At 66.3% G+C, this 16,392-nt stretch carries 12 protein-coding genes; 2 read left to right on the top strand and 10 right to left on the bottom strand.

Features of this window, described 5'->3' with window-relative positions; translation table 11 throughout:
* Positions 1 to 201: 201 nt before the first annotated feature.
* On the bottom strand, positions 202 to 1,074 hold the full coding sequence (locus tag SHTP_RS13255; RefSeq protein ID WP_096370845.1) for a haloalkane dehalogenase: 873 nt from the start codon (positions 1,072 to 1,074) through the stop codon (positions 202 to 204).
* Between the two features lie 49 nt (positions 1,075 to 1,123).
* Between SHTP_RS13255 and SHTP_RS13250 the strand changes: the two genes are divergently transcribed.
* The gene (locus SHTP_RS13250) at positions 1,124 to 1,990 is read left to right on the top strand and encodes an alpha/beta fold hydrolase (RefSeq protein ID WP_096370844.1); all 867 of its coding nucleotides are present in this window, start codon (positions 1,124 to 1,126) and stop codon (positions 1,988 to 1,990) included.
* Positions 1,991 to 2,019: 29 nt separating this feature from the next.
* Here the strand turns inward: SHTP_RS13250 and SHTP_RS13245 are convergent, their stop codons facing one another.
* From SHTP_RS13245 to SHTP_RS13205, 9 genes are all read right to left on the bottom strand, one after another.
* A complete protein-coding gene (locus SHTP_RS13245) occupies positions 2,020 to 4,227 on the bottom strand; it encodes a substrate-binding domain-containing protein (RefSeq protein WP_096370843.1) in 2,208 nt (735 codons plus the stop codon).
* A 50-nt stretch (positions 4,228 to 4,277) separates the two neighbouring features.
* A complete protein-coding gene (locus SHTP_RS13240; RefSeq protein ID WP_096370842.1) occupies positions 4,278 to 6,473 on the bottom strand; it encodes a malate synthase G in 2,196 nt (731 codons plus the stop codon).
* Between the two features lie 218 nt (positions 6,474 to 6,691).
* Positions 6,692 to 8,275: a PE family protein gene (locus SHTP_RS13235; protein ID WP_096370841.1), complete on the bottom strand. Its 1,584-nt coding sequence runs from the start codon at positions 8,273 to 8,275 to the stop codon at positions 6,692 to 6,694.
* 194 nt (positions 8,276 to 8,469) lie between these two features.
* Positions 8,470 to 9,522, bottom strand: a complete 1,053-nt coding sequence (locus SHTP_RS13230) for a hemolysin family protein (protein ID WP_096370840.1) — start codon at positions 9,520 to 9,522, stop codon at positions 8,470 to 8,472.
* Complete coding sequence (locus SHTP_RS13225; RefSeq protein ID WP_012394429.1) at positions 9,519 to 10,901, bottom strand: hemolysin family protein; 1,383 nt, start codon at positions 10,899 to 10,901, stop codon at positions 9,519 to 9,521. Before SHTP_RS13225 ends, SHTP_RS13230 begins: the two co-directional genes overlap by 4 nt.
* 194 nt (positions 10,902 to 11,095) lie before the next feature.
* A complete protein-coding gene (locus tag SHTP_RS13220; protein ID WP_096370839.1) occupies positions 11,096 to 12,532 on the bottom strand; it encodes a GuaB1 family IMP dehydrogenase-related protein in 1,437 nt (478 codons plus the stop codon).
* 31 nt (positions 12,533 to 12,563) lie between these two features.
* A complete protein-coding gene (gene gndA / locus SHTP_RS13215; protein ID WP_011740899.1) occupies positions 12,564 to 14,015 on the bottom strand; it encodes an NADP-dependent phosphogluconate dehydrogenase in 1,452 nt (483 codons plus the stop codon).
* Positions 14,016 to 14,124: 109 nt separating this feature from the next.
* The gene (locus SHTP_RS13210) at positions 14,125 to 15,075 is read right to left on the bottom strand and encodes a M56 family metallopeptidase (RefSeq protein WP_012394432.1); all 951 of its coding nucleotides are present in this window, start codon (positions 15,073 to 15,075) and stop codon (positions 14,125 to 14,127) included.
* A 14-nt stretch (positions 15,076 to 15,089) separates the two neighbouring features.
* Entirely contained in the window at positions 15,090 to 15,506 is a 417-nt protein-coding gene (locus tag SHTP_RS13205) for a BlaI/MecI/CopY family transcriptional regulator (RefSeq protein ID WP_096370838.1), read from the bottom strand.
* 462 nt (positions 15,507 to 15,968) lie between these two features.
* Here SHTP_RS13205 and SHTP_RS13200 point away from each other — a divergent pair, with 462 nt between their 5' ends.
* Positions 15,969 to 16,373: a PaaI family thioesterase gene (locus SHTP_RS13200; protein WP_408582284.1), complete on the top strand. Its 405-nt coding sequence runs from the start codon at positions 15,969 to 15,971 to the stop codon at positions 16,371 to 16,373.
* The last annotated feature ends 19 nt before the right edge of the window (positions 16,374 to 16,392 follow it).

The raw sequence follows: 16,392 nt of genomic DNA, 5'->3' as shown, positions 1-16,392 counted from the left end.
ATTCACCGCAACTGATTCGACTTATCGCAACATTAACAATTCGCATCGTGATGAATTGACGATATTAGAGAACATTTACACTTGGCGCATTTAATTCACCACAATAGTCATAAAATTGCAGGTGGAATTCATCATGTCCGGAACAATTGGAGGCACGCCTCGGGGCAGCCCCGGCGCACCGCCGGGGTTTGGGCCCACAGGTCAGCCGAACCGCGCGATGATTGCCGCGGCGATCTCGTCGGGGGCATCCTCCTGGATGAAATGCTTGGCCTCGGGCAGTTCGACCAGGACATGATCAGCGAACACCGCGCGCATCCGCGCAAGCATCGGCTCGGGCCGGAATGCGAAGTCCTTCATACCCCATACCAGCAGGGCGGGTTTGGTACCCAGCTGTGCCGGCACCTCGCTGGCAAGCCTGGCCAGCAATGGACGCGCGGCCAGGATCTGCTTGGGCATCTCCGCGACACCCACACGTGCTGACGCGGTTGGTTGCACGCCACGGTAGTGCTCCATGACCGCGCTACTCGGGCGATGGGTCGTTCCGGCCGGAATCAGCCGTTCCACGAAGAAATTGTGGTGCAAGATCGCGTACTGCATGGGAAGGCTGGACATCACGGTGCTGAACGCCTTCATCGTCAGCGTGTCGGCCGGCCAGAACCAGGTATTGCCCAACACGATTCCGCGCACCCGTTCGGCGCGCTCGACCGCGACCGCCATGCTGATCGGTCCGCCCCAGTCCTGGCCCATGGTCAAGTAGTTGTCCAGACCCAGGTGGTCGACGAACTCGCCAACCACCTGCGCATGCTCGTCGACCTTGTACCCGAACGTGCCGGGGTGCTCGGACAGGCCGAAACCGAGGTAGTCCGGAGCGATACAACGGAAGTGATCCCGCAGCGCCACGATGATGTGGCGGTACAGGAAACTCCAGGTCGGGTTGCCGTGACATAGCAGGATTGGCGGGCCGTCGCTCTCGTCGATGTAATGCAGGCGCCCCCGGAAGCTGTCGAACCAGCGCGATGCGAATGGGTACAACTTCGGATCCGGAGTGAAATCCGGAGTGAATTGCCGGCCCATTACCCTCGTTACCCTCCTGTCGTGGTGCTCACGATGGTATGCCCGAAGGGTGACATCAGCGAGTGTTAGCGACTGGCGTGCGGGTGGCGGCTGGATAAACACGGCTGCGGGGAAGGTGTTCGTGCGATCTGGTGAGGGCATTGCACCCACGGTCCTGCTCCTGCACGGATTCCCATCCAGTTCGTTCGACTCCCGGTCGGCGATTCCGTACCTGGCGGGTCAGGCCTGGCTGACCATGGACTTTCTTGGTTTCGGTCTGTCGGACAAGCCCCGTCCGCACCGCTACAGCCTGCTGGAACAGGCCGATTTGGTGCAAAACGTAGTAGCCCAGAACGTCACCGGACCGGTGGTGGTGCTGGCTCATGACATGGGTACCTCGGTGACGACCGAGTTGCTTGCCCGCGACCTCGAGGGCCGGCTCCCATTCGAGCTGCAACGCGTGGTCCTCAGCAACGGCAGCGTGATCCTCGAACGCGCCAGCCTACGTCCCATTCAGAAGGTGTTGCGTGGTCCGCTGGGGCCGATCGCGGCTCGTTTGGTCAACCGGGGCGGGTTCACGCGGGGTTTCGGCAAACTGTTTTCGGCGCAGCACCCGTTGTCGGCCCAAGAAGCTGAGGCGCAGTGGGAACTGTTGACCCACAACAACGGTCATCGCATCGCGCATCTTCTGATCAGCTACCTCGAAGAGCGGGAGCGGTACGCGCAGCGCTGGCACAACGCGGTACGGGACTGGCCCAAGCCGCTGGGGTTCGTCTGGGGCCTCGATGACCCGGTGGCCACAACGAACGTGCTCAATGGGTTGCGTGAACTGCGCCCGAACGCCGGGGTCATCGAATTACCCGGTTTGGGCCACTACCCGCAGGTGGAGGATCCCAAAGCGTATACGCAAGCCGCACTCGATCTGCTGGTCGGCTAGGCCCGTATCGATCCGCGCGGGTAGCCGGGTCAGCTCAAGAAGGTGTCGACCGCGGCGGCCAGGTTCGGGCCCGTCGAGGTCGCCAGGTTCTGGTAGCTACCACCGCTGAGCTGAGCAACGGCTTCCCACGTCTTGCGGTCCGGATCGGCACCAAAGTCGATGATGTTGACCGCGATTGGCTTGGCCGGGTCCGCGCTGGTCCGGATGAAATTCTCCAGGCCAGGGCCATCGAGGCTTTGGTCGGTATGGGGTCCCCCGGTGATCACCAAGATCGAGTTGGCCTGGTCGGCACGGAAATGCGCCTGCACGTCCTCATAGATCATCCGCAGCGTGGTGAACGACACCGCGCCACCGTTTGACGAATATTGCTTGTCCAGCGCGGCGTTGAGCGCCGCCGAGCGGGGCTGCCCGTTTACCGGGTCGGCGAGTGGCCCGGTGGGCACCTCGGTTCGGCCCTCGCGCCCGTCAAACGTCCACAACCCAACAGCCGAGGTGGGCGGCAGCGTCTTGATTCGGTTCTGCAGCGCCGCAACGATATTGGTTAGGCGAGTCTTGCCGCCGTCGTCGGTGGACAACGACTGGTCAAGCATGATGGTCGCGGCAACTCCCATCGACGGTGCGGCCACGGCATCGGCCAGTGTGGCGCGAATTCCCTCGTCACCAACGGAAAGGGGAGCGGGCAAGGCCGGAAAACTCGTGACAGGGCTGCTGGGCGGCTTGACATCGTCGACCCGGAATCCCGCTTTCGCCAACTTCGCGAGTTGTTCCGGCTTGTGCACGTACCGGGCAAAGGCGCTGGCCGCCGTGGTCTGCTCCTGCGACAACCATGATCCATTGAGCAGGACCGCCGGGTAGTCGGCGACCGCGACCGGGCCGGGCGGCAACCATGAACTCAACTTCTTCTTCGCGTCGGACAACGATTGTGCTCGCAAGAACAGCTGTTGCTCGGTGGTGATCACCGCGTGCACCGGCGCCGCGGCCACGTCGTCGGCCTTGAGCAGGGCGTCCATCGCTTCGCTGAGCGACCCGTCCGCCAACTTGGGCTGGGTGGCCATCAGCGTGCGCACCGCACCGATGCCGGCGGTCGGCGGCGCATCAGCGGGGGCCGACGCCGCCGCCACGGCTTCACCGGCCAGGAAGGTGGCGTCCCCGTTACCCCCGACCGGCAGCGCCAGGCGCAGCGAACCCCAAGGCGGCAATTTCAGGCCGGCCATCGAATTGGGATCCGACTGCAGACCGGGCAACGCGGCCCAGTTCTGGTTGCCAAGCGCCTGCTGCAGCTCGGGCCGGATCGCCAACAACACCGGCGAGGTCACCAACGACCGACTGTCGCTGATGGCTTCCTTACCTGCGGCTTGGACAAGCCGCGCCGCCGAGACGGAGCTGCCGGGAATCCACAATCCGGGCTGAGCACCCAGCTCGGATGGCCACTTGCCAATGAAGCCGGTGATGACGGCGTCGGCGTCGGCGGCATTAACAGCCACCGACACGCACCGGTCACCAATGGGTCCCGACGATGCGTTGTAGCTGTCGGCAAAATCGTTGACCTGATCGGCGATCGACGGGTCGGCGATGACGGCGACGGTATCGTTTCCACCCACACAACGAGCCGCGGCGGTCTGCGAGCGGTTGGACAACACGTCACCGAAGAAGCGCCACCCGATCACTCCGACGACCACCACCACGACGGCCACCAAGGCCACGATCACGCCGACGCTGACTCCGCGCCGCCCGTCGGCGCTGCGGTGGCCGCCCTGCCAGCCGCGCAATCCACGATGGCCGGCAACACGAAATAGCGGCGGCGGGGGAGTTGCCGCCGGTTTGGGGTCACTGGGCTCCGGGCCATCCGGGTGCGTCCCGAAGTCCGGGTATTCCTCGGCCCCCAGCTCCGGATGCCGATCGTCGGCGCCGTAGGGATCCTGTTCGAGGTACTGGCTCTCGTCGAAGACCTGTTCGTCGGCCCAGTAGCCGTCCTCGTCTGCGGAGTCTTCGTCAGCCTCCTGATCACCGAAATGCCCAACGGTGTCACCCGGCTGCTCCCACCCGGGGTAGGGATAGCCGCCGGCCGAATCGGCAGTCTGGGGGTGCGCGAAGGCCCCCGGATCAGCGGCCGCCGAATCCGCACCCCCACCAGGCTGCCCGGTTAGCTCATCGTCCCAATCCTGATTCTCCGCATCGTGATCATCGGACGGTTCGTCGGCGGAGTCCTCGGGGTCGGGCAAACTGTGCCTACCCATACCGGTATCAGCGTCCTCTCCGTCGAAGATTGACCGATGGCCAGCGAGAATCAGGCACCAGCGCGTGCCTTCAATTCACGACGACGGCGGTGCAGGATCGGCTCCGTGTATCCGTTGGGCTGTTGTGCCCCCGACAAGATCAGATCCTGGGCCGCCAGGAATGCGATGCTGTCGTCGAAATTGGGTGCCATCGCGTGGTATTCGGGATCTCCGGCGTTCTGCTTGTCCACCAGCGGTGCCATGCGCTCGAGGCTAGCCCGCACATCCTCGCTGGTGATCACGCCATGCCGTAGCCAGTTGGCCAGCAACTGGCTGGAAATCCGCAGGGTGGCGCGGTCCTCCATGAGGGCCACGTTGTGGATGTCGGGAACCTTCGAACAGCCGACGCCCTGGTCGATCCAACGCACCACGTAACCGAGGATGGACTGGCAGTTGTTGTCGACCTCTTCGCGGATCTCCTCGGGCGCCCAGGCCAGTTCCTTGGCCAACGGAATGGTCAGCAATTCGTCAACGCTGGTGCGGGTCTTGCCCTGCAGCTCCTTCTGCACGGCAAAGACATCCACCTTGTGATAGTGCATCGCGTGCAGGGTGGCCGCGGTGGGTGATGGCACCCACGCGGTGGTCGCGCCGGCCTTCGGCTGGGCAATCTTCTGCTCCACCATGTCGGCCATCAGTTCGGTCATCGCCCACATGCCCTTGCCGATCTGCGCCTTACCGGAGAAGCCGGCGGCGAGCCCGGTGTCGACGTTGGCGTCCTCGTAGGCCTTGATCCACGCCGTGTTCTTCATCGCGCCCTTGCGGATCATCGGGCCGGCTTCCATCGAGGTGTGGATCTCATCACCGGTGCGGTCCAGGAAGCCGGTGTTGATAAACACCACCCGGTCGGCGGCCGCCTTGATGCATGCCTTCAAGTTGAGCGTGGTACGCCGCTCTTCGTCCATGATGCCGACCTTCATGGTCCCCTGCGGCAACCCCAGCACGTCCTCGACGCGGCTGAACAATTCACAGGTGAACGCCACCTCGGCGGGACCGTGCATCTTGGGCTTGACGATGTAGATGGAGCCCGTGCGGCTGTTGGTCAACAGCCCGTTGGCATCGGTGCTTCGCAGACCGTGGATGGCGATCAGGCCGGTGAACAGCGCATCCATGATGCCCTCGAACACCGGGGCGCCCTCGGCGCCTTCCGCGTCCGAAACGATGGCGTCGTTGGTCATCAGGTGGCCCACGTTGCGGACGAACAACAAGCTGCGGCCGGGCAAGGTCAGCTCACCACCGTGCGGGGCGGTGTAGGTGCGGTCGGCGTTGAGCACCCGGGTGAAGGTCTTGTCGTCCTTGGTGACGTCCTCGGACAGATCGCCCCGGTTCAGTCCGAGCCAGTTCCGATAGCCCAGCGCCTTGTCGTCAGCGTCGACCGCGGCCACCGAGTCCTCGAAGTCCATGATCGTGGTGATGGCGGACTCAAGGATCACGTCCTTGACGCCGGCGCCGTCGGTGGCACCGATCTGCGACTCGGGGTCGATCAGGATCTCGATGTGCAGCCCGTGATTGGCCAGCAGGATCGACTTAGGGTTCTCGGCGGTGCCGGTGTAGCCGGCGAACTGGCCGGGATCGGCCAGCGCTGCGGACGTGTCCGCCAGCGACACCACCAGCTGTCCGTCTTCCACCTTGAAGCCTGTGGCATCGGTGTAGGAGGCCCCCGCCAGCGGCACGCTGTCGTCGAGGAACTGGCGCGCGTAGGCGATTACCTTGTCACCACGGACCTTGTTGTAGCCCCGGCCCTTTTCGGCGCCGTCGCTTTCGGAGATGACGTCGGTGCCGTACAAGGCGTCGTAGAGCGAGCCCCAGCGGGCGTTGGCAGCGTTGAGGGCGAACCGCGCGTTGAGGATCGGCACCACCAGCTGCGGGCCGGCGGTCGTGGTGATCTCGTCGTCAACCCCGGAGGTGGTGATGGTGAAGTCCTCGGGTGCCGGCAGCAGGTACCCGATCTCGGTGAGGAACTCGCGGTAGGCCTGCGGGTCCAACGGCTCGATCACCCGGTGGCGATGCCACTTGTCGATCTGGGCCTGCAGATCATCGCGAGTCTTCAGCAAATCCTGGTTCTGCGGGGTGAGGTCGGTGACCACCTTGTCCACGCCCGCCCAGAAGCTGTCCTGGTCGATGTCGGTGCCGGGCAGGGCCTCGTTGTTTACGAAGTCGTAGAGCACCCGAGCGACGCGCAAATTCCCCGCCGACACGCGATCCGTCATTGCTTCCTCCCTTACTGGCAATTAGGTCAGACTACCGGCCGACAGCGCGACTGCCGCATCCGGCGGCGCGCAGCACCAGGTCACAATGGCCTAGCCAAGTTGCCCACCGCGGCGCATGGCGCTGCACGATCGCGCTCTGGCAACTCGTTGAGCTCAATTGGCGATCCGTGCGTGTTGCCGTAGCCGCTGAGATCATACGGGCCGGGCCGCGCTTCCGACTAAGCCCCGTTGGATCCGTCCTGCCCGAATAGCGACCCACCCATACCGCCGGCGCCGCCCGGGGCGCCGCGCCCGCCGTCGCCGCCGTCGCCGATCAACCTGGCGTCACCGCCGTTTCCACCTGGTCCCGCCATACCGGCAAAGCTGACGCCGGCGTCCCCGCCGGCACCGCCGTTGCCGATCAGAGCGGCCGTGCCGCCGTTGCCTCCGGCGCCGCTGGCAGCGGTATCGCTGGATCCACCCGAACCGCCCGCCCCACCATCACCGAACAGCCAGGCGGCGTTGCCGCCGCTCCCGCCGCTGCCCCCGGCATTGGCATTGCGGCCCACCCCGCCGACGCCGCCGGCGTCACCGTTGCCGATCAGCCCGACGGCGCTGCCGCCGCGACCGCCACTGCCGATGCCGCCGTTGCTCTCCGCGCAGTCGCCACCGTCACCACCGTCGCCGAACAGCTTCCCGCCTGCGCCGCCGGCACCGCCGACCCCCTGGTACCCGTTGAAGCCGCCGTTGCCGCCGCTGCCGAACAGCAGCCCACCATTGCCGCCGGCGCCGCCGGTGCCGTCAATGTGTTCCAAGCCGCCGTGACCGCCGTTGCCAATCAGCCCGGCGTTGCCTCCGGCCCCGGCAGCGCTTCCGGCGCCACCACCGTCAGCGGCACCGTTGCCGCCATTGCCCAGCAACCACCCGCCATTGCCGCCATCGCCGCCGGTAGTTCCGGGGCCACAGGCTTCGACGCCGCCGTCCCCGCCATTGCCGATCAGCCGAGCGTTGCCCCCGTCTCCGCCGAAAGCACCGCCCTGGATGTCGTAGCCGCCGTTTCCGCCGTTGCCGATCAGCAGCCCACCGGTGCCGCCGGCGCCGCCAGGCCCGCCGGTCCCGGAATTGCCAAACCCACCTGCCCCACCGGTGCCACCGCTGCCGAACAGCCCGGCGGCGGCGCCGCCCTGACCTCCGGAGCCTCCCGCGCCGCCGACGCCAGTCCCAGCCCCGCCGATGCCGCCGTTGCCACCGTCACCCAACAGCCATCCACCGGCCCCACCGGCGCCACCGGGCAGACCGGTGGAATCGGGCCCGCCGATGCCGCCGCTACCGCCGTTACCGATCAAACCCGCGTCCCCGCCGGCCCCGCCGGCTTGGCCGATCCCACCGTTGCCGCCGCTACCACCGTTGCCGTAGAGCAATCCGCCGGCGCCGCCGGGCTGCTCCGGGGCTCCATCGGCACCGTCGCCGATCAGGGGGCGTCCCAATAGCGCCTGGGCGGGCGCATTCACCGCGTCGAGCGCGGCCTGCAGCGGCGAAGCATTCGCGGCCTCCGCGGTGGCGCAGGACGCCGCACCCGCAGCCATGGCCCGCACAAACCGCTCATGAAATTCCGCCGCCTGCGCACCGATCAGCTGATAGGCCTGGGCGTGTCCGTCGAACAATGCCGCAACCGCCGCCGACACCTCATCAGCGGCCGCGGCCAGCGCCCCCGTCGTGGGCGTCGCGGCCGCCGCGTTGGCCACGTTGATCGCCGAGCCGATGCTGGCCAAGTCCTGCACCGCCGCGGTCACCGCGTCCGGGGCCGCCACCACAAACGACATCACGTGCTCCTCACACCCCCGCTAACGACCCACTTCTCCCGGACGACCCAATATGCGCGCCACACCAATCGCGAAAAAGCGACAAAGTCCTCGCAGCCACAACGTATCGTCATCCGACTGCGGCTTGCGCCGTTTGGCCAACTGGTTCAGAAATGGTGATCAGGGGCGGCCGCAGCCATAGGGCGTCCCGCCCGTCAGTTCCGGTGTTTCCCATCGCTGAGGGTGCCGACCAGGTCTTCCACTAGGTCCTCTAGCGCGACCATGCCGGTCACAGCGCCGTCGTCGGAGGTGACCAGTGCCAGATGGCTGTTGCTGCGACGCATCCGGGATAGCGCATCGGGTAGCGGCAGTGACTTCGCCAGCTGGGGCAGCGGGCGGACCAAGGCCAGGTCGATAACCGTTGCTGGGTCGTCACCAAGTGCCAACACGTCCTTGATGTGCAGGTACCCAATGAAATGGTGGTCGAGACCGAGCACCGGGAAGCGCGAATACCCGGTCTCGGCCAAGGCTTGCTCCACCGCACCGATCGTGGGTCCGGACCCTGCGGCAGCAACGGGCACCGCTCGAATATTGGGCAAGGGGACCGCGACATCGTCCACCACCCGGGTACGAATCCGTAGTGCCCGCGTCAATCGGGTGTGTTCCTCAGGATCGAGCAGACCCTCCGATACCGATTCGGCGATCATCTCGGAGAGCTCCACCGTGGAGACGGTGATGTCGAGTTCATCTTTGGGCTGCACCCCAAAGATGCGCAGGATCGCGTTGGCGCACTTGTTGTACAAGAAGATGATTGGGCGGGCGGCGCGCACATACGGCAGGTATGCCGGGACCAGCAGCATCGCGGTGCGTTCCGGACCAGCAAGTGCGATGTTCTTCGGCACCATCTCGCCGAGCAGCACGTGCAGCGTCACCACGATGGCCAGCGCGACCACGAACGACAAGGTGTGCAGCAACCTCGGATCCAAACCGGCCAAGCCGAACCATCTCTGCAGGGTCTGGGCCGCTGCCGGCTCCGCGATCCGTCCGAGAAGGATCGAAGACACCGTGACCCCAAACTGCGCCCCCGCCAACATCGACGGAAGTTGCTCGGCCGCCCGGATCACGGTGACCGCACTGGTCCTGCCCTGTTCGGCCAGTGCTTCGAGGCGATCGCGCCGGGCCGAGATCAGGGCGAACTCCGCGCCGACGAAGAACGCATTGGCCGCAATCAGCAACACCGCAAGGGCCACAGCCAGCACCGGGTTCATCGGCCGCCCCGCTCCGGGTCGGAATCATCCTGGCCGTCCTCGGCACCGGCCAGCTCGGTGAGCTCCAGCAGGTCGATCCGGCGACCATCCATCTGTACGACGGTGGCGCGCCAGCGTACCGATTGATCGGGCACCCGGTCTTCGTCCAGCGCCGGAAGTTCGACCGTTTCGCCGGCCACCGGGATATGTCCGAGCTGGCGCAACACCAAGCCGCCGATCGTTTCGTAGGGTCCCTCCGGGGCCTGATAGCCGATGGCGATGGCCACCTCGTCGATGCGAAGCAGCCCCGATACCCGCCATCCGTTGCCGGCCGCCACCACGTCCGGCGTCGCGTCATCGTGTTCATCTCGGACATCGCCCACGATCTCTTCGACCAGGTCCTCGACGGTGACCATGCCCGCGGTGCCACCGTATTCATCCACCACCATGGCGGTCTGCAGCGAATTGGCCCTGATCTGGGCCATCAGCGCGTCGCCGTCCAACGTCGAGGGCACCACCGGAACCGGCTTGGCGATGCTGCTCAGCAACGTGTGCGCGCGCTTGGCGGCCGGAACCTGGAACACCTGCTTGACATGGACGATGCCGAAGGTCTCGTCCAGATCCCCCTGGACAACCGGGAATCGCGAGTATCCCGACGCAGCCACCGCGGCGACCAGGTCGGCGATGGTGTCATCGGTCTGCAACGCCACGACTTTTGAGCGCGGCGTCATCAGCTCCTCGGCGGTCAGGGTCCCGAACTGCAGCGACCTGCGCATCAGCGACGCGGTGACATCATCGAGTGACCCGCTTCGGGCGGAGCTGCGCACCAACGACACCAGCTCCTGCGGGGTACGGGCGGAGCGCAGCTCCTCGGCCGGCTCGATGCCGAGCTGGCGCACGATCCAGTTCGCGGCGCCGTTGGTCAGTCGGATCGCCGGGGTGAGCAGCACCGAAAACAGCCACTGGGGAAGGACCACCGCTCGAGCGGTCGGCAGGGGACGGGCCACCGCAAGATATTTGGGGACCAGCTCGCCAAACACCATCGATACCGACGTCACGACCACCAGCGCCAAGAACACCGTGATGGCGTCCGACATTTGGTCGGATATTCCGATTGCGGTCAGCGCCGGATGCGGCAACGCGTCGACCAGGGGTTCGGTCAGATACCCAGTGGCCAGGGTGGTGATGGAGATGCCCAGTTGCGCACCCGAGAGGTGGAACGACAGCCGGTGCTGGGCGCGCCGGATGAAGCGGTCACGGCTGTCTCCGCCGCGGGCGTTGGCTTCGACGGTGCTGCGGTCCAGCGCGGTCAGCGAGAATTCGGCGCCGACGAAAACCGCGGTGCCTAGGGTGAGCACCAGGATGGCCACGATGCTCACGGTGGTGGCGGTGAACATCATGTGCGGCTCAGTGGCGCGGCCGCAGCGCCCGGCGCGGATGCGGGGGACCGCCCGCCCTGGAAGCCAGCGGCCTCGGCGGGTGCCTGCGGCACGTCATCCCTTTCGCTAGATCCCGCGGTAGGGCATCGCAGGATTGAAGTCCATATGGTAACGAAACCATCCCGCACAGATCAGCCCTCGCCGTGTGGCGCTGCTCACCAGCCGGCGGGTAGGGGATGCCCCTCGGCAAAGCCGGCCGCTGACTGCACGCCGATGACCACCTGTTCATGAAGTTCGGCCAGATTCGACGCGCCGACGTAGGTGCAAGTGCTGCGCACGCCGGATGTGATGTGGTCGATCAAGTCCTCCACTCCGCCGCGATCGGGGTCGAGCCCCATCCGCGACGTCGAAATGCCTTCCTCGAACAGCGACTTTCGGGCCCGATCGAACGCGCTGTCGGTGGTGGTCCGAGCGACTACCGCACGCTTGGAAGCCATGCCGTAGCTCTCCTTGTAGGACTGGTCTTCGCGGTCGCGCATCAGATCGCCGGGGGACTCATAGGTGCCCGCGAACCAGGATCCGATCATCACGTTGGACGCGCCTGCTGCCAGCGCCAGTGCGACATCGCGAGGATGACGGATCCCGCCGTCGGCCCATACGTGCCCGCCAAGCTCCCTTGCCGCAGCGGAGCATTCGAGCACGGCGGAAAACTGCGGCCGCCCGACACCGGTCATCATCCGGGTCGTGCACATGGCGCCGGGACCAACGCCCACCTTGACGATGTCGGCACCGGCGCCCAGAAGGTCCCGCGTGCCCTCGGCAGACACCACGTTGCCCGCCGCCAACGGAAGGCCCAGATCCAGCGATGCGACCGCACTGATCGCATCCAGTGTCTTGACCTGGTGCCCGTGGGCGGTGTCGATGACCAGCAGGTCCACCCCTGACTCGGCCAGGGCGCCCGCTTTGGCGGCCACGTCGCCATTGATACCGACGGCCGCCGCGATGCGCAGCCGGCCGGCCGCGTCGGTGGCCGGCGTGTAGATCCCGGCGCGGAACGCCCCGGTCCGGCTCAGCACGCCGGCGAGCGTGCCATCGGGCCGGGTCAGCACCGCAACCTCGATGGGCGAGTGCTCGAGCAGATCGAAGACCTTTCGCGGCTCGGTGCCCACCGGAGCGCTGACAAAGTCCAGGGCGGCGATATCGCGCACCCGGGCGAAGCGGTCCACGCCCACGCAGGACGCTTCGGTCACCAAGCCGATTGGGCGGCCCTCGGAGACCACAACGGCGACCCCATGGGCACGTTTGTGGATCAACGCGATCGCATCGGATACCGAATCCTCGGGGGCCAGCGTCACCGGCGTGTCTAGCACCAGGTCGCGGCTCTTGATGAACTCCACGGTTTGGTGCACCGCCGGGATGGGCAGATCCTGCGGCAGAACCACGATGCCACCGCGGCGGGCCACGGTCTCGGCCATCCGCCGCCCGGCCACCGCGGTCATGTTGGCCACCACCACGGGAATGGTGGTACCCGAACCGTCGGCGGTCGACAGATCCACGTCGAACCGGGACGCCACCAGGGAGCGATTCGGCATGATGAATACGTCGTTGTACGTCAGGTCGTACCCGGGCCGATGCCCGTCCAAGAACCTCATGGTTGCCCTTCGCTGAGCCGTTCTCGCCGGGCTAGGCCGGCACCTCGCTGCGATCTGCGCTCCACAGCGTGTGAAACTTGCCCGCCGCGTCGATCCGCCCGTAGGTGTGTGCGCCGAAGAAATCGCGCTGGGCCTGGGTGAGTGCGGCGGGTAACCGTTCGGTGCGCAGCGCGTCATAGTAGGCGAGGGCCGACGAGAACCCGGGGGTCGGTATACCCAATTGAGCCGCCGTGGACACCACGCGGCGCCAGCTGTCGACGGCCGATTCGATGGCGCTGCGGAAATAGGGCGCGACCAGCAAGCTGGCCAGGGCCGGCTCCGCGTCGAACGCCTCTTTGATCCGGTTGAGGAACTTGGCCCGAATGATGCAACCGCCACGCCAAATGGTGGCCAAGTCGTCCGGAGTGATGTCCCAGCCAAATTCGGCACTGCCGGCCTGGATCTGGTTGAACCCCTGCGCGTAGGCCACGATCTTCGAGGCATGCAGGGCCCGCCGGACGTTCTCGGTGAAGGTGTCCGGATCGGCGGGCTTGTCGCCCAGCCGCCCCGAAGGCAGCCCAACCGCGGCCGCGCGCTGCTGCACCGACCCCGACAGCGCTCGCGCGAAGACGGCTTCGGCGATGCCGGTCACCGGCACCCCGAGGTCGAGGGCGGATTTCACGGTCCAGCGACCGGTGCCCTTCTGCTCGGCCTGGTCCAGAATGACGTCGACGAGGGGTTTTCCGGTCTTCGCATCGGTTTGGCGCAGCACCTCGGCAGTGATTTCCACCAGATAGCTGTCCAGATCGCCCTTGTTCCACTCGCTGAACACGTCGGCGATCTGCGGGGCGCTCATCCCCAGCCCGTCACGGAGCAGCTGGTAGGCCTCGCCGATGAGCTGCATGTCGGAGTACTCGATGCCGTTGTGCACCATCTTCACGAAATGCCCGGACCCGTCCGGCCCGATGTGAGTGCAGCACGGAACGCCGTCGACGTGTGCCGAGATCTCCTCTAGCAGCGGGCCCAGCGAGGTGTAGGACTCGGCGGGGCCGCCGGGCATGATCGATGGCCCGTTGAGCGCGCCCTCCTCGCCGCCGGAGATCCCCGCGCCGACGAAATGCAGTCCGCGCTCACGCACCGCCTTCTCACGGCGAATGGTGTCGGTGTAGAGCGCATTCCCGCCATCGATGATGATGTCGCCGGGCTCCATGGCATCTGCGAGTTCGTTGATCACGGCATCGGTGGGCTCGCCCGCCTTGACCATGATCAGCACCCGGCGCGGCGTCTCGAGCGCGGCGAGGAACTCGCTGATCGTCTCGCTTCGGACGAACTTGCCTTCAGCTCCATGCTCTTTGAGCAACGCGTCGGTCTTGGCGATCGAGCGGTTGTGCAAGGCCACCGTGTAGCCATGTCGGGCAAAGTTGCGGGCGATGTTCGAACCCATCACGGCCAGGCCGGTAACACCGATCTGCGCGGTAGCGGTGCTCGATTCCGACGAACTCATATCTTGCCTTTCGGTGAGGCCACTCAGATTAGAGAACTCATGCCAAAGCTCTTCCGAACGCTAGTCCGGCCCACTGTGGCATAGAAACTCCGAGGCGTGTCGCGGCGCGTCAGAGGTCGAACAACCGCTGCAATTCCGTGAGCCACGGTACGGCCAGCGCCACGGTGGGCACCACCAGCACCACCGCAGCGGCCGCGTAGGCGGCCGCGGCCAGCGCCAGGCTGTTGCCTCGCCCCGACAACCGCTGCACCCGCACCAGCGTGCTGGGACCGCCCGCGGCTAGGGCGCCCAACGGTGCCCGCCCGGACGCGCAGGCGACCAGGGCCCGGGCCAGTGGGGTTCGCCCCGCGGCGCGCACTGCCGCGTCGTCGGCCAACAGTTCAACCAGTAGCTGCGCCGCGCGCAATGCGTTGGCGCTGCGAACCAGCCGCGGAAAGGCCTCGTGGAAGGCGGTAAACGCCTCCAGCACAAGGTCATGGCGGGCCCGTAGATGGGCCCGTTCGTGGGTAAGTATTGCCGCGACTTCTTCGTCGCTGAGCGTGGTGAGCGCCCCCTCGCTGACCACCACCCGGCTACGTACCCCGGGCAGGCAGTAGGCGAGTGGTTGCGCGACGTGTAACACGCGCAGATCGCGAGTCCGCGCGCAAGGCTGGGCCAAGGTCGCTTCGTGCCCCACTCCGACCAGGTCGACGACCATGCGGTGACGGGCCCGCCGTCGCCGGGTGGCGATGGCAACACGCACCACCGCGACCACCAGCCGTACCCCCACGAGGACGGTGAGCGCGAAGACGGAAACGTAGGCCGCCCACAGCGGCCAACCGAGCCGGCCTTCGGCGTCGATGATGCCGGCCGTGGGCCGCCCGTCGGGACCGGGCATGAGCAATCGGGTCGCAATCGCGATTCCGGCACTGAAGGCGGAGAGTACGGCGGCCAGGGAGATCGCTTGCCAGAGCACCATTGCGGCGCGAGGTGCGCGCAACGGCCACGTGGCGCGTGCCAGCAAGGCCGGTGTCGGGCCGGCCAGCAGCACCGCGAGGATGGTGAAGGCCAGCGCGGACACGCTGCTAGTCTCCCTCAGCTGTCCACCGGAGCGCCAGCAGATGGCGGAATGCGATGACTTGCTTCCAATTCGGCGAGCGCTCGGCGAAGCGCGTCCGCCTCGTCGGCTCCGACACGCTCGACGAAGTGCACCAGCGCGGCCTGCCGGCCACCCGAGTCCTCGGCTTGGGCCAGCGCATCCACCATCAGCCTGGCGACCAGCTCGTCACGGCCGTGCACCGGTGCATACCGGTGCGCCCGGTCGTCGCGGATCTGAGAAACCAGGTTCTTTTTAGCCAACCGCTGCAGCACCGTCATCACGGTTGTGTAGGCGAGGTCTCGCCGCGCCGAGAGCGCTTGGTGGACCTGTCGAACTGTCTGGGGTTCGGGGGTGGACCACAGGTGATCCATGACCGCGCGTTCCAGATCCCCCAGGCACGTCAGCTTGGCCATAGTTCGTTTAGCTCCATCGGCTCCATCAGCTTTGAATCCAGAGTACTCCGGCTTACTACCGGCTGTCGTAACCAACCGCGATTAGTTCCAGGCAAATCCGGAGACATCCGCGGTCCGAGCAATCGGGAGACAGCCGACCCAGGACAGGTACCCGGGATGCGTAGGGACGACACGTCGACAATGTTACGCAGTCGATGCTTGCGAAATTAGGGCAGCCTTGCCTATTGTAGTTCTGGTCGAGCAACAATGACCGTGCCGGAGTCCTGAGGGCTGCAGTGACCCCCGGTCTACTCGATCGGCGAGCCCCGTGCCTAGTGCACGGGGCTCGCCCGTTTTTGCGGCCGGAATAGCCGCGCCCGGAGCGGTCCGCAGGCGTCTGGTAGATCCGCAACGCTGGTCAGACGCCGATGGTGTAGACACAAGAACGTGCCATCGTCGCCGGAGGCGGACCCCGCCGTAGCCATCCCGCCCACAGTTTCTCCACCTTTCGATGTTGAACTGGGCCTGGAGTTCACCGAACTCACCGCCGATGGCGCCCGTGCGCAGCTCGAGGTCAAGCCCAAGCACCTGCAGCCAATGGGCCTAGTCCACGGGGGTGTCTACTGCTCGATGGTCGAAAGCATGGCCAGCATGGCCGCGTTCACCTGGCTGAGCACCCGCGGCGGCGGCGGTGTGGTGGGCGTCAACAACAGCACCGACTTTCTGCGCGCGATCAGCTCGGGGACCGTCTACGGCACCGCCGAGCCACTACACCGCGGCCGACGCCAGCAGCTGTGGCTGGTCGTGATCACCGACGACGCCGATCATGTGATCGCTCGCGGGCAGGTGCGGCTGCAGAATCTCGAGGCGCCGCCCAGCGACGGGTGACCTCAGTCACTCTCGCCTC

This window comes from Mycobacterium ulcerans subsp. shinshuense (assembly GCF_002355775.1).
Classification (GTDB): domain Bacteria; phylum Actinomycetota; class Actinomycetes; order Mycobacteriales; family Mycobacteriaceae; genus Mycobacterium; species Mycobacterium marinum.
Note: the sequence above shows the minus strand (reverse complement) of the source record. Positions and strands in the feature narration are given on the sequence as shown.

What these genes read in the sequence shown, in the direction of transcription:
- SHTP_RS13255 (WP_096370845.1), bottom strand. Translation starts at nt 1,074, where the DNA reads ATGGGCCGGCAATTCACTCCGGATTTCACTCCGGATCCGAAGTTGTAC.
- SHTP_RS13245 (WP_096370843.1), bottom strand. Translation starts at nt 4,227, where the DNA reads ATGGGTAGGCACAGTTTGCCCGACCCCGAGGACTCCGCCGACGAACCG.
- SHTP_RS13240 (WP_096370842.1), bottom strand. Translation starts at nt 6,473, where the DNA reads ATGACGGATCGCGTGTCGGCGGGGAATTTGCGCGTCGCTCGGGTGCTC.
- SHTP_RS13235 (WP_096370841.1), bottom strand. Translation starts at nt 8,275, where the DNA reads ATGTCGTTTGTGGTGGCGGCCCCGGACGCGGTGACCGCGGCGGTGCAG.
- SHTP_RS13230 (WP_096370840.1), bottom strand. Translation starts at nt 9,522, where the DNA reads ATGAACCCGGTGCTGGCTGTGGCCCTTGCGGTGTTGCTGATTGCGGCC.
- SHTP_RS13225 (WP_012394429.1), bottom strand. Translation starts at nt 10,901, where the DNA reads ATGATGTTCACCGCCACCACCGTGAGCATCGTGGCCATCCTGGTGCTC.
- SHTP_RS13220 (WP_096370839.1), bottom strand. Translation starts at nt 12,532, where the DNA reads ATGAGGTTCTTGGACGGGCATCGGCCCGGGTACGACCTGACGTACAAC.
- gndA (WP_011740899.1), bottom strand. Translation starts at nt 14,015, where the DNA reads ATGAGTTCGTCGGAATCGAGCACCGCTACCGCGCAGATCGGTGTTACC.
- SHTP_RS13205 (WP_096370838.1), bottom strand. Translation starts at nt 15,506, where the DNA reads ATGGCCAAGCTGACGTGCCTGGGGGATCTGGAACGCGCGGTCATGGAT.